The following is a 15031-nucleotide window of genomic DNA, read 5'->3' as shown; positions in this document are numbered from 1 at the left end:
GAGACGAATGACTCTGCCGCCCGCCTGACGCGGGCAGGTGTCCGCAGGGCCCGGGAGGGCCGGCCGAAATGGAGTGTGGCGGCGGACGAGCAATGACCACTACACGTGTACGGGCACGGTCGTAGTCTGCGGCTTGGCCCGGCCTGTCATGGCTGGACGGAATGACACAGCACAACATATTCAGCAGATCGGCGAATGCCGCTGGGGCCGCACTGCGCCCCTGGACGAGGCGCTGGAAACAGGCGAAACGGCCGCGCCTGCGCCTGCCGCACAAACCGGACTATCCGCGGACGGGCCGGCGCGGCTGGCGGAGATGGGTGCCCTCGTGGCGGCTGGTCGCGGGTGCGTGCCTGATGTTCATCGCAACGCTCACGACCGTGGTGGGCATCGCCTACGCGCGCACGGACATCCCCAAGGACCTCAACGCGTTCGCCACCCAGCAGGACACCGTCTACTACTGGGCCGACGGCACGCCCTTGGCCCGTACGGGCTGGGTGAGCCGCCAGGAGATGCCTCTGCCGAAGATTCCCGACGATGTCCGGTGGGCCGTACTGGCGGCCGAGAACGCCGAATTCTACTCGGACCCCGGCATATCGGCGCAGGGAATCATCCGCGCGCTGTGGCACACGGTCAGCGAGGGAGACACCCAGGGCGGATCGACCATCACCCAGCAGTACGTCAAGAACGTCTACCTCTCCCAGGACCGTTCCTTCTCCCGCAAGTTCACCGAGATGCTGCTCGCGGTCAAACTCGACCGTCATGTGAGCAAGGACAAGATCCTTGAGGAGTATCTGAACACCAGCTGGTTCGGCCGTGGCACCTACGGCCTCCAGCGCGCGGCCCAGGCCTACTACGGCAAGGAGGTCACCCAACTCAACGCCAGCGAGGGCGCGTTCCTCGCATCCGTGCTCAAGGGGGCCTCGCTCTACGATCCCGCCATCCGCCCCCGCAACCGTGAACGCGCCGTCGAACGGTGGGAGTGGACGCTGGACCGCATGGTGGAGATCGGCAAGCTGAGCCGGGCCGAGCGTGCCCGGTACACCACCTTTCCCGAGCCGAATCCCCCTCACAGGCCGAACAGCACGGGCGGGCAGGACGGCTACCTCGTCGAGCTCGCCGAGTCGTACACCAAACGTGCCGGACACATCTCCGACGCACGTTTCGACCTCGGCGGCTACCAGATCTACACGACGTTCGAGAAGCCGCGGATGACGGCCCTCACCCGGGCCGTGAAGGATGCGCGCGGCACACTCGATCCCAAGCGGCGCAAGGCCGACCGCCATGTCCGGTTCGGGGCCGCATCCGTTTCCCCGGACGGCCGGATCCTCGCCGTGTACGGCGGACCGGACTTCGAGCGGCAGGCCTTCAACGAATCCAACGCGGGTACCGTCCCGGCCGGTTCGGCGTTCACGCCTTTCGTCTACGCCGCCGGCCTGGAGCACGGCGTCTCACACAAACGCAACGGCCCCCGGACCACCGTCACCCCCTCGACCGTGTACGACGGTGACGACGACATTCCGGTCATGACGCCCGAAGGCCCCTACTGGGCCAGCAGTGGCAAGATGGTCAAGGGCCAGAATGACGGCGACCACTCCTACGGCCGCATCAGTCTGCACGACGCCATGGCGAAGGCCGTGAACTCCCCGTTCCTCCAACTCGGTATGGATGCGGGACTGAAGAAGGTCCGTAGTACGGCCGAGGCATCCGGGCTGCTCCCGTCCAGCTTCGGACCACCCGTTCCCGCGTTCTCGATGGGCAACTCCACACCGAGCGCCATCCGCATGGCCAGCGCGTACGGCATGTTCGCGGCCCACGGGATGCACACCGATCCGCACTCGGTACGAAAGGTCACGCGCAACGGCGAGCCGGTCCAGCTGGATCCGCCACGGACGAAGCGCGCCGTGCGGTCCGCCGTCGCCGACGAGGTCACCGCAGCGCTCACACGGCCCGGCGCAGAGAGCGGCGCCGCCTCCGCCTCACCGGTCACCGCCAAAGCCGGAACCACCGAGGACGACACCGCGCGCTGGCATGTCGGCTACAACCGGGCGGCGTCCACATCCGTTGTCGTGTACCGCATGGACCTGACGAAGAGTCTGGCACCACTGCCCCTGAAGGGACTCGGCGGCGAATCGGGGGCCGGCAAGAAGCTCTCGTCCCATATCTGGAACACATACACGGAAGCCATGACGAAGTGACAGATACCAGAGCAAAATCTGCCGTTCGCCGAATACGCGCCCGCCTGACGCCGCGTATCGCCCTGGGACTCGCGGCATGTGCAGTCGCATCGGGTTCCGCGACGCTCATCTCGCTGGCGTCGGACGGTTCCTCGGACGACCGGACCCCTCAGCAGGCCACGAGTACCGTCGCCGCACCTACGCCCACCGCCCGGAAACATCGCGGGGGTGACGGAAAGAAGACGGAAGAGGAGGAGTGGGACGGAGAGATCAAGATTCTGGGAGACGGCTCAACGTCCTACACCGGGCCGCAGCCCGGCCAGTTGAAGGCAGAGCGTCTCAAGCCGGGTGAGAAACCGCCTCAGTTCGTGGTGTTCTCGTGGGACGGTGCGCTCGAGGGCGACGATCGCCTGTTCTCCCGCTTCCGCCGTGCGGCGAAGGAGAGCAATGCGCACATGACGTTCTTCCTCACCGGTATCTACCTGCTCCCGAAGGAGAAGCGGAACCTCTACGAGCCGCCCCAGCACAAGCCGGGAGAGGCCGCGATCTCGTACCCGACGCGCGAACACATCCGCATGACGCTGGAACAGCTCGGCGGCGCCTGGCGCGAGGGCAACGAGATCGGGTCACACTTCAACGGCCACTTCTGCGACAAGAAGGGCGGTGGGGACTGGAGTACGGACGAGTGGATCGGCGAGATCAACGAGTTCTACTCCTTCGTGCAGAACTGGAAGACGAACACAGGCTTCAAGAATCTCGATCCGCTGCCCTTCGACCCCACTCGCGAGGTCGTCGGCGGACGGGCCCCCTGTCTCGAAGGGCAGAAGACCCTTCTGCCGGCGACCAAGCCTTTCGGCTGGCGATACGACGCGAGCTCCCCGGGAGATTTCCAGATCTGGCCGTCCAAGAAGAACGGCATCTGGAACCTCCCGCTGCAGATGCTGCCGTTCCCCGGCAAGGACTTCCAGGTGCTGTCCATGGACTTCAACTTCCTTTACAACCAGTCGGAAGGCAGCACTGAGGGCGACCCCGCGCAGTACCAGAAGTGGCGCGAGGAGGCACGGGATTCCTATGTCGCCGGATTCGAGCGGGTGTTCAACGGCAGCCGGGCACCGCTGTTCATCGGAAACCACTTCGAGGACTGGAACGGCGGTATCTACATGGATGCCGTCGAGGAAACCATGCGAGAGGTCTGCCCGCGCAAGGGGGTGCGCTGTGTCTCCTTCCGCGAACTGACCGACTGGCTCGACGCTCAGGACCCCGAAGTCCTCGCCCATTGGCGGACACTCGACCCCGCCCAGCCGCCGAACTGGAAAGCAGTAGGCGGTTGAACGCGGAAGTCAGGGCTTGAGGCTGCTGACGACGTCGGCCGTGGCCGTCAGACCGTTCTGAATGGTCGGCGCCACGCTCGTACCCGCGAGGAAGAACCCGAGCATGGCGCAGACCAGCGCATGCGAAACCTTCAGCCCCCCGTTGCGGAGAAAGATCAACGCAAGGATCAGCAGAAGCAGCACCAGTGAGATCGAAATGGCCATGGCCAACCTCCTCCGCCGCGCCGGAATGCGGCATTCGGCCGCCAGTGTGGCGTAGCGGCGAAGCCGTCCGGCGGACTGGCATGTCGGCCATACGGGTGTTGACTGGCTGTCACGCTCCGGACGGTGCGTCCGCGTCCGGGGAGATTTCCTGCCAGCCGACTGTGCGGTCGCACCAGCGTTCCAGCAGCACGCGGTCGTGGCCGACGGCCAGCAGCCCGGCCCCGGACTCGCGTCGGTAGTCCTCGACCACCGCGACCAGCGCAGCGGTCGTCGAAGCGTCGAGCATTGCGGTCATCTCGTCGCAGATCAGCCAGCGCGGCCGCAGGACCAGCGCCCTGGCCAGACAGGCACGCTGCAACTGGCCGTCGCTCACCTCGTGGGGACGCCGGTTGAGCAGTTCGGCCGTGAGACCGACAGCCGGTGCCAGCTCGGCCACCCGGTCCGTCACCTCCGAGCGCCGGCCGGTCGCCCGCAGCGGCTGGGCGATGAGTTCACGCAGGCTGAGCCGGGGGTCGGCCGAGAGCCGGGGCTGCTGGAAGACGACGCCGACCGCGGTGCGCTGCGCCCGCGGGGCGCGGTGCCGCCAGCCGCGCACCGGCTCGCCGTCGAGCGCGACCGTGCCCGCGTCCGGGCGGTGCAGCAGGGCGGCGACCTTGGCCAGGGTGGATTTGCCGCAGCCGCTCGGGCCGAGCAGTCCGACCGACTCCCCCGGCGCGATCGTCAGGGATGCATCGCGAACGACGGGGTCGCGGGGGTCGTATCCGGCGGTGATACGGGTGAGTTCAAGCATGGGCGGACTCCTCCGCGCCTGCCGGCAGACCGTGGTGGCAGGCGAGATGGCCGTCGAACGGTGGTGGTACGGAGCACCGGTCGTCGGCGCGGCTGCAGCGTGCCGCGAACGCGCACCCGTCGGGGAGGGCTCCGAGCTCCGGTGGCATTCCGGGGATGGGGGCGAAGGCGCGCTCCGGGAGGGCGTCGAGGAGCCCGCGCGCGTAGGGATGGCGTGGTCCCGGCTCTCCGAAGAACCGGTCGGCGTCGGCCAGTTCGACGATGCGGCCCGCGTACATCACGGCGACCCGGTCGGCGATCCGCTCGGCCGCGGCCAGATCGTGGGTGATGATCAGCAAGGCGCGGCCCCCGTCGGTGTGGCGGCGCAGTTCGTCGACGGTTCGCTCGACCAGGTCGCGGTCGAGTCCGGTGGTCGGTTCGTCGGCCAGGAGCAGGGGTGCGTCGCCGATCAGGGCGAGCGCGGTGGCGGCGCGCTGGGCGAGACCGCCGGAGAGCTCGTGCGGATACCGGTCCAGGTGGCCGGCCGGGAACGCGGCGCGCTCGGCGGCCTGTACCGCCGCGGCGCGCAGTGCGGGCTTTCGGATGCCGGTCAGTTCGCGGAGGGTCTCCTCCAGTTGGGCGCGCACCGTTCGGACCGGGGTGAGGTGGGCCGCGGGGCTCTGCGGTACGAGTCCGATGCGTCGGCCGCGAACGGTGCGGGCGAGAGTCCGTTCATCGGCGGCGAGAAGATCGGTGCCGTCGCCGAGCACCGCCGAACCCTCGGTCTGCGCATTGCCGGGGAGCAGCCCCAGCAGCGCTGAGGCGAGTACGGATTTTCCGCAGCCGCTCTCGCCGACCAGGGCCAGGCATTCCCCCGCCGCAAGGTCGAAGTGTGCGTCGCCGACGGCCGCGATGTACCGCCCGCCGCGCATCCGGAAGCGGACGGAGAGCCCACGGACGGAGAGGGCCGGGGGCTGGGGGTCCGGAGTCTGCGGGTCCGGGGTGGTCTTCACAGCATCAGCTCCGATCGGCGGCGCGGGTTGATCCGTTCGCGCCAGGCACCGGCGAGACCCGCCAGAGCGAGGGTCGGGATGATCAGGAACAGGCCCGGGAAGAGCGTCGGCCACCAGTCCCCGGCGAGCAGCGAACCACGCGCCGTCTGCACGAGGTTGCCGAGGCTCGCCTGGTGGGTGGGGAGCCCGAGCCCAAGGAAGGAGAGCGCGGACTCGTGCCACATGGCGTGCGGCACCATGAGCACCGCGGCGAGGCCCGCCTGCGGAAGCACTGAGGGCAGCAGATGCCGGACGATGACCCGCCCGCGCGAGGCCCCTCCGGAGATCGCCGCGTCGATGAACGGGCGCGAGCGCAGCGACAGCACTTCGGAACGGACGATCCGGGCCGTCGACAGCCAGTGGGTGAGGGCGACGGACACGATCACCGGGCCGACGCCAGGACGGAACATGGCAACGATGAAGATGCCGAGCAGCAGATGCGGTACGGACGAGAAGGTGTCCACCAGCCGCATGACGATCCGGTCGGTCCATCCCCCGAACGCGGCGGCGAGTGCACCGACGGCTGTCCCGATGACGGTGGCGGTGAGCCCGGCGACGATGCCGACGAGCAGCGAGACGCGGAGCCCGTAGACGCAGCGCAGCAGCAGGTCGCGGCCGACGTCGTCGGTGCCGAACGGGTGCTGCCAGGAAGGCGGTTGAAGTTTGGCCGCGAGGTCGACGGCCTGCTGGTCGAGCTGGACCAGCGGCGGTACGAAGATGACCGCGAGCAGCATCGCGGCGACAATCACGGCGGAGCTGACCACGCGGATGCGGCGGGTGATGCGGCGGGCGGGCCCGAGGACGAATTCAGCCATCGAAGCCCACTCGCGGGTCGGCGATCGCGTACAGCAGATCGGAGAGGAGGTTGCCGAGGACGACCGCCAAGGTGGCGAGCGCCGTGAGTGCCGCGAGCAGCGGGAAGTCGACGGAAGTGGCGGCCTGCACGGTGGCGGCGGCGATGCCGGGCCAGCTGAAGACCGTCTCGACGAGCAGGGCGCCGGTGATGAGTTCGGGCACTCGGGTGCCGATGAGGGTGAGCATCGGCAGCATCCCGGAGCGCAGTGCGTGGCCCAGCAGCACGGTTCGTTCGCGCAGTCCGCGAGCGCGGGCGCCGCGCACCGGGTCCTCGTCCAGTGCGTCGGCGACGCCCTGGCGTACGTAGAGGAAGAACCACGGCAGCTGGGAGATCCCGAGCACGGCCGCCGGGAGCACCAGATGGGTGGCGATCTGGCCGAAGGTGACCGTGTCGCTGGCCGCGTCGGTGAGGCCGCCGGCCGGCAGCACATCGAGTTTCACGGCGAAGAACCAGATGGCGAGCAGCCCGGTCCAGAAGGCCGGGGCGGCTTCGAGTGTGTACGCGGCGGCGCTGGCGCCCCGGTCGAGCAGGCTGCCGGGCCTGCGTGCGGCCAGCACGCCGAGGCCCGTACCCAGGACGATGGCGACCGCGAAGGCGCTCGCGGCGAGCAGCACGGACCAGCCCAGGCGTTCGCCGATGACATCGACGACCGGCTGGCGCATCACGCTGGAGTCGCCGAGGTCGCCGCTCAGCGCGGAGGTCAGCCAGTTCCACCAGCGGGTCACGACGGGCTGGTCGACGCCGAGGTTGGCCCGCAGCTGATCGAGGTTCTCCTGCGAGGCGGTGAGACCGGCGGTGCCCGCGTACGCCTTGACCGGGTCGAAGGGGGAGGCGGCGGCGACTGCGAACACGCCGAACGTCACGGTGGCCAGGACGGGGACGGCGAGCAGCGCCCGCCGTGCCACCATCCTGCCCATCGGCCCCCAGGGGATGCGGTGGCTCACCTCTTCGGCGTCCAGTCCTCGACGTTCCACCACGGGCCGGATGCCAGGCCGTGGTCGTGCGGTTCCACCTGGGTGGTGAGCGTGCCGAAGCGGTCCTTCACGACGTAGAGATGGTCGATGTGGGTGAGGAAGGTGTAGCCGGGGTCCTTGACCAGTTCGCGCTGGACGGTGTCGTAGGCGGCCTTGCGTTCGGCCTTGTCGCCGCTCCTGCGGCCCGCTTCGAGTGCCTGGTCGACGGCCTTGTTGTCGTACCACGCCATGTTGTTGAAGCCGTCGCCCGCGAGCGAGGAATTCAGCAGGCTGTACTGGTCGAAGTCGGGGTCGGCGGGCGATCCGCCGCCCGCGAGGACCGCGTCCTGCTTCATCCGGGGCTCGATGACCTCCCAGGTCCCGGCCTCGGTGGTGATGTCGATACCGGCCTTCTTGGCGTCGGAGGCGTAGGCGAGTGCGTGGTCCTGGCGGAGCTTGTCGCCGGTGAGGTACCAGAGCGAGAACTCGGCGCGTACGCCGTCCTTGGCCCGGATGCCGTCCTTGCCGGGCTTCCACCCGGCGTCGTCGAGGATCTTCTTTGCGGCGGCAGGGTCGTGGGTGCGTTCGGTGCCGTTGGTGAACCACTCGCTGTCGGTGGGGACAGGTCCGTAGGCCGGCCTGCCCTCACCGTTGAGTATGGAGTCGACCATGGCCTGCCGGTCGACGGCGACGTCGAGGGCGCGCCGGATCGCGGTGTCGCCCGTGACCTTGTTGTGGGTGGGCAGGGTCACGGTGCGGTAGTCGTACGTCGTGGCGGCGTATGTCCGCATCCCGCTTTCGCGGGCGAAGCCCTTGGCCAGGTTGGGTGGCAGGATCGCACCGTCGAGCTCGCCGGAGCGCAGCCGGGTGGCACGTACATCGTCGTCCTTGATGATCGCCATGGTGAACTTCTTCACCTTCGGTGCGCCGCCCCAGTAGTGGGGATTGGCCTTGAAGCTCAGCTTCTCGCCCTTGGACCACTTGGTGAGCAGGTACGGCCCGGTGCCGATGGGATGGGTCGTGAAGTCGCCGGTATTGACGTCCTGTTTGCCCGCGACGTGTTCGGGGACGATGGGCAGGACGGTGCGCTGGGCGAAGGGCGCGTAGGGGTACTTGAGCGTGAAGACCACGGTGTCGTCGCCGGTCGCTTCGACGCTCTTCACCGCGTCGAGTTCGGTCCGGGACGCGTTGTTGGTCTTCTCGTCCAGGATGGTGCGATAGGTGAAGACGACGTCCTTGGCGCCGAACGGCTTCCCGTCGCTGAACTTCACGCCCCGGCGGAGCTTGTACGTGTACGTGAGTCCGTCGTCGCTCACCTCGGGAAGGGCGGTGGCGAGCGCGGGCCGCAGATTCATGTTCTCGTCGAGAGCGAGCAGCCCGTCGAAGATCTTGGAGTTGCCGTCCTTGCCGTAGCCCAGGAGCGGGCTGAGGCTGTCGGGCTCGTAGGCGATTCCGACCACGGCCGAGTCCCCCGCACCCGAACCGGAGTTGCTGCCGTCCGAGCCACCCGGCTGTGAGCAGGCTGCCGCGGTCAACGACAGCACGGTCGCCAGTGTCGCGGCGACCGCTCCCCGTATCGATCGGGCCGTCATACTCTGCACATCCCTTATTGAAGATCGACTGTTATTGCGAGCCAGTCGCAATTAAACAGCAGGTAAAGGGATGCTCGGTACCCCGCCGAACGGAGAGACTGCGGAGCTGAGGTGCGTGAACACGCACCTCAGCTCCCAAGTCCCGCCGGACAGTCGGCTGTTCCCGCTCCGGCGATTACGGTGCGGGCAGTTCCATGAGTTCGGCGATGGTCTCGCGATGGTGTCCTGCCGTGCCGTACGCGATCGAGTCGGCCTTGGCGCGCTTGAGATACAGGTGCGCCGGGTGCTCCCACGTCATGCCGACGCCGCCGTGCAGCTGAATGCACTCCTCCGCCGCATGCACAGCGACTTTCGAGCAGTACGCCTGTGCGACGGCCACGGCCAAGGGCGTGTCGGGGCTGCCGGTCGCGAGGGCGTCCGCGGCGTTTCGCGCGGCGGCGCGGGCCGACACGACCTCCAGCCAGAGCTGTGCCATGCGGTGCTTGAGGGACTGGAAGGAGCCGACCGGCCGATTGAACTGGTGCCGCTCGCGGGTGTGGCGGACCGCCTCGGTCAGGCACCACTCGGCGAGTCCGAGCTGTTCGGAGGCGAGCAGTCCGGCGCCCGCCAGCAGCCCTCGTCGCACGGCGAAGACCGCGGCCGCACCGTTGGCCAAGCGGGAACCGGCGGCTCCGGTGAGGCTGACGGTGGCGAGCGGGCGGGTCAGATCGAGCGGGACGAGCGGCTCGACGGTGACCCCTGCGGAGCCGGTCTCCGCCGCGTACAGACCGTCGGTCGTGGGCACCAGCAGCACATCGGCTGCGGACGCATCGGCGACGCCGGTCACCACCCCCTCCAGCGTGTCGGCGACGACGCCGGCCGGCTGCGCGAGACCGGGGACCGGGGCTGAGAACGGCACGGCGAGAACCGCGGCCTTGCGTCCGGCAGCGAGGTCGCCGAGGAGTTCGGCGACCGGCCCGTCCTGCGACCCCAGCGCCAGGAGCGTCTCGGTGGCGACGACCGCACTGGTCAGATACGGCACGGGGGCCACACTGCGGCCCAGCTCCTCCAGCACCACCGCGGCCTCGCGATGTCCGGCGCCCTGCCCGCCCAGCTTCTCCGGCACCAGCAGCCCGGCGGTGCCGATGCCGGCGGCAAGGACCTTCCAGAGCTGCGGGTCGTACGGCGTGTCGGACTCGACGCGGGCAAGCACCGTCGGCGCGTCGCACCGGTCGGCAAGCAGCGAACGCACCGCTGCCCGCAGATCGTCCTCGGCCTCCGAGTACAGCAGATCGGGCGCCTGGGCCCCTTCGGTCGGTACGGTCATCGGGCCAGGTCCTTCCAGGCGACGTCCTTGTCGTTGCGCGGCTCGACGGGCAGGCCGAGGACGCGCTCGGCAACGATGTTGAGCAGCACCTCGCTGGTGCCGCCCTCGATGGAATTGCCCTTGGAGCGCAGATAGCGGTAGCCGGCGTCACGTCCGGTGAAGTCGACGAGCTCCGGGCGGCGCATGGTCCAGTCGCTGTACAACAGCCCCTCCTGACCGAGGAGTTCGACTTCCAGGCCGCTGATCTCCTGGTTGAGCCGGGCGAAGGCGAGCTTCATGCCGGAGCCCTCGGGACCGGGCTGTCCGGCGACGAGCTGCTGGCGCAGCCGGGTGCCGGCGAGCCTGGCGACCTCGGCCTCGACCCAGAGGGTCAGCAGGCGCTGGTGGAGGTCGTGGGTGCGCAGTTCGGGACGTTCACGCCAGGTGCGGGCGGCCGGGCCGATCATGCCGCCCTCACGCGTAACAGGTGCCCCGCCGATGGAGACCCGCTCGTTCATCAGGGTGGTCCGGGCGACCTTCCAGCCTTCGCCGACCGGGCCGAGGCGTCTGCTGTCCGGGATCCGTACGGCGGTCAGGAAGACCTCGTTGAACTCGGCTTCGCCGGTGATCTGGCGCAGCGGCCGTACCTCGACGCCGGGGTCGGTCATGTCGCAGATGAAGTAGCTGATGCCTCGGTGCTTGGGCTGGTCCGGGTCGGTGCGGGCGATGAGGATCGCCCAGCGGGCCAGATGGGCGCTGGACGTCCAGACCTTCTGTCCGTCGACCACCCAGTCCTCGCCGTCGCGGACGGCGCGGGTGCCGAGGGCGGCGAGGTCGGAGCCGGCGCCCGGTTCGCTGAAGAGCTGGCACCAGACCTCCTCGCCGACCCACAACGGCCGCAGGAAGCGCCGCTTCTGGTCGTCCGTGCCGTAGCCGAGGATGGTGGGGGCGGCCATGCCGAGGCCGATGCCGATCCGGCGCGGATCGTTGTCGGGGGCGCCGGCGGCGGCGAGTTCGGCGTCCACGACGGACTGCAGGGAGCGCGGCGCGTCGAGTCCGCCGAGGCCGGCCGGGTAGTGCACCCAGGCGAGCCCGGCGTCGAAGCGGGCCTTCAGGAAGTCGGTGCGGTCAGTGGTGGCCGGGGGGTGCGCGGCGAGCAGGGCCTGGGTGCGTCGGCGGAGTTCGGCCGCGTCCGGGGTTGTCATCGGGCGGCTCCTGTCGGAAGGACGACGATCCGGCCGGTGCCGTCGGCGAGCCGGTGTACGGTGGCCGCGGGCCCGGCGAGCTCGACCCGCTCGCCGATCTCCACGGCAGGTGCGAACGGCAACGGCGGCCGCACCTGGTACTGGCCGCGGCAGAGCAGCGCGCCGGGGAAGTTGATGTCCGCCGCGAGCACCTTGCGGAGCACCTGCCCGTCGCCGGGCGCGGGCCGGTCGGTTTCTTCGAGCCGCATCACCTCGCTCGGCTCGCCGTTCCGGTGCACTCGCCATGCCTGCATGAGGGGCCTCCACAACACTGTCGGCATTACCACTGCTCCGGCGCATATTAGGACCGACCGGCACATGTGGGGTGGCATGGTTTCGGCCTGAGGCGGACATGGATACGCCCGGTCCGGCCCGAAGGACTTCGGGCCGGACCGGGCGTGGAACGGGTCCACTGGCCGGCCGGGAAGGTGAACGGCACAATCCCGCCGGCGATCCCCCCGTCGGGCCTCAGTCCTGGCCGGCCACCACCACTTCGGCGATCTGCGGCGCTGCCGATCCCGCGCTCCAGACCAGGCGTACCGCGTCGGCCGTACGGCCCGCGGTGGGCACCTCGGTGTACGGGCCGACGAGCGCGCCGACGGTCTGCCACGTTCCATCGGTGCCCCGCAGCTGGATGTCTGCTCGGCCCGCGACCCCGGCCGGCTGCAGGACGGTGACGGATCGCACGGCACGTGCGGCGACGAGCCCCACCTCCAGTGCCTCGCCGGCCTCGGGAGCGCGAGCCGCCCGGTAGACGGTGCCGGGGTCTGCGTCGGACGCCGCCCGCAGCGAGGATCCGGTCGCCGCGGGCGGTCCGCCGGTCACCGCTCCGTCCTCGGTCGCGACGCCGAACTCCCGTACGACGAGCCAGTTTTCCTGGTCCGCGGTCGCCCGTGCCCGCACATAGCGGGCCTTCGTTCCGGCGGGCACGGTCGCGGTGACGTCCGGCTTTCCGGAGAAGGCGGTGAGCTGCTGCCAGCTCTGCCCGTCGGCCGAGTACTCGAGCACCCCTTCGTGGAGGTAGTCGTCGGTGCTGCCCGGCTTGGCCATGGCGAGGGTGATGTCACCGATGTCCCGCGCCCGGCCCAGGTCCACGGTGATCTGGTCACCTGCGGCGGGCGAGCCGTCGCTCCAGAAGTAGGTGGAGTCGTCGCCGTCCAGCATCCGCGCGAGGGTGTTGCTCTGGTACGTGCCCAGGCTGGTCGAAGCCGTGGGCCGCCCGCTCACCCCGAGGATCCGGTCGTGCTCGGCGTTCGCCGCGTCGATGAACCGGTCCAGTACCCCGTCGCCGACGGCGACCGGGACCTTACGGCCGTCGAGGCCGGTGTACGTGAAGGACTTCGCCGCGGTGACCTGTGCGGGCAGCTGCTGCCGCAGCTCCCAGGCCTGCGCGCCCTTTCCGGCGCGGGCCGCCTCGACCATGCGCAGAGCCGTACGGGCGGCGGTGGCCCAGGACTTGGTCGCGTCCAGCCAGGGGCCGGAGTCGGCGATGAAGCCGCGGTCCGGGAGGCTGCTGCGCAACCGGTCGGGTGCGGAGCCGAGCGTACCGAGCACCGAGGAAAGCCGGGCGGCGTCACCGGACTTCCAGTAGCCGGCGAACTCCGCCGCCAGTTCGGGGGCCTGATCCTTGTTGAGAGCCGAGCTGTAATTGACGTCGGCGAAGGCCCGCAGTGCCTTCTCGGTGCGGGGGTCGCCGCCCGCGTACTCCTTCAGTCCTTCGCCCCATGAGGTCCGGGCGTCGTACGCGGTGTCGTTCCAGGCGTAGTCGGAAACGGTATGGAGGGCGATCTTCGAGGCGTACGGCTGGATCATCGGATTGGCGGTGATCCCGGCCAGCTTGCCGGGCAGCCCCTTCTCCCGCCCGTTGAAGGGGCCGAGCAGCAGCCGGTTGGTCGCGTAGTCGTTGACCGGGTAGTTGTCCCATGTCAGGATCGGGTGGTTGAAGACCGTGCGAGCGGCCTCGGCCTGTGCGACGGTCATGGTCGGCGCGACAACACCGACACCGGTCCATTCGACGAGGACATCGGGGTCGAGCTGCTCGGACAGCGCCTTCTTGTACGGCGACGCGGAGACGTCGTAGTACTCGGTGGGGACCATCTGGAGCGGCTGGGCGCCGGGGTGGGTGGAGATGAACTCCTTGTTGACCCGGTTGAGCAGATAGGCCTGCGCCGCGCCTGCCGCACCGCCGCCGGTCCCCCACTTCGCCTTGTCCTCGGCGCAGTTCCAGTCGGTGTAGCTGATGTCGTCGAGCGGCACGGCGAAGGTTCGTACGCCGATGTCCCAGATCGTCTGGAACTTGTCGACCAGCGCCTTGGCGTCGGCGTCCGAGCTGTAGCAGACGGAGAGGCCGGGCGAGAGCGCGTACGTGAACTCCACATGCCGCTGGACTGCCCGGTCGGTGAGCTCCTTGATCTGGGCCAACCGGTCGGCGGGGTAGGCGTCTCGCCACTTCGCGCGGAGATACGGGTCGTCCTTCGGCGAATACACATAGATGTTCATCTTGTGCTCGCCGTAGTAGTCGAGCTGGTCGAGCCGGGCCTCGTGCGACCACGGGGTGCCGTAGAAGCCCTCGATGACGCCGCGCAGTGCGGTGCCGGGCCAGTCGCGTACGGCGAGTCCGGCGACCTGGGCACCGGGATTCTTCGCCTGCGGCAGGACCTGGCGCAGGGTCTGCGCGGCGTAGTACGTGCCGGTGGTGTCCTTGCCGGCGAGGACGATGCGGCCGGCGCCGATGCCGAGGACATAGCCGTCGGCGGGCAGCGCGGACGGGCCGTCGAGGTGCTGGGCGGCGAGCGCGGCGGAGTCACCGACATGGACGGTGAGCCCGCTGCTGCCGGGTCTGTCACTGCGTACGACGCGCTGCGCACCGGCCCGGCGCAGCGCGGTCTCCACCACCTCGAGGGATGGCTCGTCGGAGGTTGCGCCCGCTACCAGGGTGACCGTGGGGCTGACAGTGATCCGGTCGGGTCGGTTCCTCACGGACTGCGGGGTCGGCGTGATGGCTGGGGTCCGCTGACCCGCCGCAGCCTTCGCCGGGGTGGCGGTCCGGGTGCTGTCGGCTGCCTGGGCGGGCGGCACGACGGTCAGCAGACCGCCGGCGAGCAGGGTCGCCGCCGTGCCGAGCGCGGTGAGACGGGGTGGGCGAGGCAACATTGGTCCTCCATTGATCACTCAAGTCACTGGATTCACACAACGCAACAACCCCGAATTCAACATCGTGTCGCTTGCATGTCAATGGTCTGGACAACATCAACACGTGGACCTGCGGCTTTGTTCTCAGAAGCGGCGCCCGCGCGCACGTGAAGCAGGACACGCACCCGCCACCCCCTCGCAGGGAAATACCCCACGGGGTATCAGTGCTAATCTGAAGGACAGATACCCCCACGGGTAAATTGAACGGAAGGAGCCGTCTCATGTTCTTCATCGACCCCATGGAGACACGGGTTTCGATGGAGCGGTGGCAGCGGGCCTGAGCCCGACCGTCCTTGACTGCGCCGACTCCCCCGCATCCGTGGCCTGAGCAGCGGACGACCGCGTACTCGCACCCCCCGCACCCGAGGAATGTTGCCCAT

Annotated in this window: 11 protein-coding genes and 1 pseudogene; 2 read left to right on the top strand and 10 right to left on the bottom strand. The window is 69.3% G+C overall.

Translation table 11 applies throughout. The features are described 5' to 3' along the window. Positions 1–161: 161 nt before the first annotated feature. Positions 162–2195 (top strand): transglycosylase domain-containing protein, encoded by a 2034-nt coding sequence (locus ACH4EW_RS26110; RefSeq protein WP_398260838.1) that lies wholly within the window; start codon positions 162–164, stop codon positions 2193–2195. Continuing rightward, positions 2192–3505, top strand: a complete 1314-nt coding sequence (locus tag ACH4EW_RS26105) for a hypothetical protein (RefSeq protein ID WP_398260836.1) — start codon at positions 2192–2194, stop codon at positions 3503–3505. Before ACH4EW_RS26110 ends, ACH4EW_RS26105 begins: the two co-directional genes overlap by 4 nt. Positions 3506–3514: 9 nt before the next feature. On the opposite strand, the gene ACH4EW_RS26100 is transcribed toward ACH4EW_RS26105, so the two are convergent. The 10 genes and pseudogenes from ACH4EW_RS26100 to ACH4EW_RS26055 form a co-directional block, all read right to left on the bottom strand. Continuing rightward, entirely contained in the window at positions 3515–3709 is a 195-nt protein-coding gene (locus tag ACH4EW_RS26100) for a hypothetical protein (RefSeq protein WP_398260834.1), read from the bottom strand. Positions 3710–3818: 109 nt separating this feature from the next. Beyond that, positions 3819–4499, bottom strand: coding sequence for an ABC transporter ATP-binding protein (locus ACH4EW_RS26095; protein ID WP_398260832.1), 681 nt, complete (start codon positions 4497–4499; stop codon positions 3819–3821). Further along, positions 4492–5409 (bottom strand): ABC transporter ATP-binding protein, encoded by a 918-nt coding sequence (locus ACH4EW_RS26090; RefSeq protein ID WP_398260906.1) that lies wholly within the window; start codon positions 5407–5409, stop codon positions 4492–4494. The genes ACH4EW_RS26095 and ACH4EW_RS26090 overlap by 8 nt, the downstream gene beginning before the upstream one ends. Before the next feature lie 77 nt (positions 5410–5486). Continuing rightward, positions 5487–6344, bottom strand: a complete 858-nt coding sequence (locus ACH4EW_RS26085) for an ABC transporter permease (RefSeq protein WP_398260830.1) — start codon at positions 6342–6344, stop codon at positions 5487–5489. Then, the gene (locus ACH4EW_RS26080; RefSeq protein ID WP_398260904.1) at positions 6337–7302 is read right to left on the bottom strand and encodes an ABC transporter permease; all 966 of its coding nucleotides are present in this window, start codon (positions 7300–7302) and stop codon (positions 6337–6339) included. The genes ACH4EW_RS26085 and ACH4EW_RS26080 overlap by 8 nt, the downstream gene beginning before the upstream one ends. Before the next feature lie 23 nt (positions 7303–7325). Then, positions 7326–8930: an ABC transporter substrate-binding protein gene (locus ACH4EW_RS26075; RefSeq protein WP_398260828.1), complete on the bottom strand. Its 1605-nt coding sequence runs from the start codon at positions 8928–8930 to the stop codon at positions 7326–7328. Between the two features lie 175 nt (positions 8931–9105). Continuing rightward, the gene (locus ACH4EW_RS26070; RefSeq protein WP_398260826.1) at positions 9106–10236 is read right to left on the bottom strand and encodes an acyl-CoA dehydrogenase family protein; all 1131 of its coding nucleotides are present in this window, start codon (positions 10234–10236) and stop codon (positions 9106–9108) included. Beyond that, positions 10233–11420: an acyl-CoA dehydrogenase family protein gene (locus ACH4EW_RS26065; RefSeq protein ID WP_398260824.1), complete on the bottom strand. Its 1188-nt coding sequence runs from the start codon at positions 11418–11420 to the stop codon at positions 10233–10235. Before ACH4EW_RS26065 ends, ACH4EW_RS26070 begins: the two co-directional genes overlap by 4 nt. A 65-nt stretch (positions 11421–11485) precedes the next feature. Next, a pseudogene (locus tag ACH4EW_RS26060) lies at positions 11486–11713 on the bottom strand (NADPH:quinone oxidoreductase family protein); the annotation flags it as partial. 214 nt (positions 11714–11927) lie between these two features. After that, positions 11928–14612 carry a beta-N-acetylglucosaminidase domain-containing protein gene (locus ACH4EW_RS26055; RefSeq protein ID WP_398260822.1) on the bottom strand — a complete coding sequence of 895 codons (2685 nt, stop codon included), beginning with the start codon at positions 14610–14612 and terminating at the stop codon, positions 11928–11930. Between the last annotated feature and the right edge of the window lie 419 nt (positions 14613–15031).

The sequence above is a fragment of the Streptomyces sp. NPDC018000 genome, from assembly GCF_044328025.1.
Taxonomy (GTDB): domain Bacteria; phylum Actinomycetota; class Actinomycetes; order Streptomycetales; family Streptomycetaceae; genus Streptomyces.
Note: the sequence above shows the minus strand (reverse complement) of the source record. Positions and strands in the feature narration are given on the sequence as shown.

Coding starts and splice junctions, on each gene's coding strand:
- ACH4EW_RS26110 (WP_398260838.1), top strand. CDS start 162: ATGACACAGCACAACATATTCAGCAGATCGGCGAATGCCGCTGGGGCC.
- ACH4EW_RS26100 (WP_398260834.1), bottom strand. CDS start 3,709: ATGGCCATTTCGATCTCACTGGTGCTGCTTCTGCTGATCCTTGCGTTG.
- ACH4EW_RS26095 (WP_398260832.1), bottom strand. CDS start 4,499: ATGCTTGAACTCACCCGTATCACCGCCGGATACGACCCCCGCGACCCC.
- ACH4EW_RS26090 (WP_398260906.1), bottom strand. CDS start 5,409: ATGCGCGGCGGGCGGTACATCGCGGCCGTCGGCGACGCACACTTCGAC.
- ACH4EW_RS26085 (WP_398260830.1), bottom strand. CDS start 6,344: ATGGCTGAATTCGTCCTCGGGCCCGCCCGCCGCATCACCCGCCGCATC.
- ACH4EW_RS26080 (WP_398260904.1), bottom strand. CDS start 7,302: ATGGGCAGGATGGTGGCACGGCGGGCGCTGCTCGCCGTCCCCGTCCTG.
- ACH4EW_RS26075 (WP_398260828.1), bottom strand. CDS start 8,930: ATGACGGCCCGATCGATACGGGGAGCGGTCGCCGCGACACTGGCGACC.
- ACH4EW_RS26070 (WP_398260826.1), bottom strand. CDS start 10,236: ATGACCGTACCGACCGAAGGGGCCCAGGCGCCCGATCTGCTGTACTCG.
- ACH4EW_RS26065 (WP_398260824.1), bottom strand. CDS start 11,420: ATGACAACCCCGGACGCGGCCGAACTCCGCCGACGCACCCAGGCCCTG.
- ACH4EW_RS26055 (WP_398260822.1), bottom strand. CDS start 14,612: ATGTTGCCTCGCCCACCCCGTCTCACCGCGCTCGGCACGGCGGCGACC.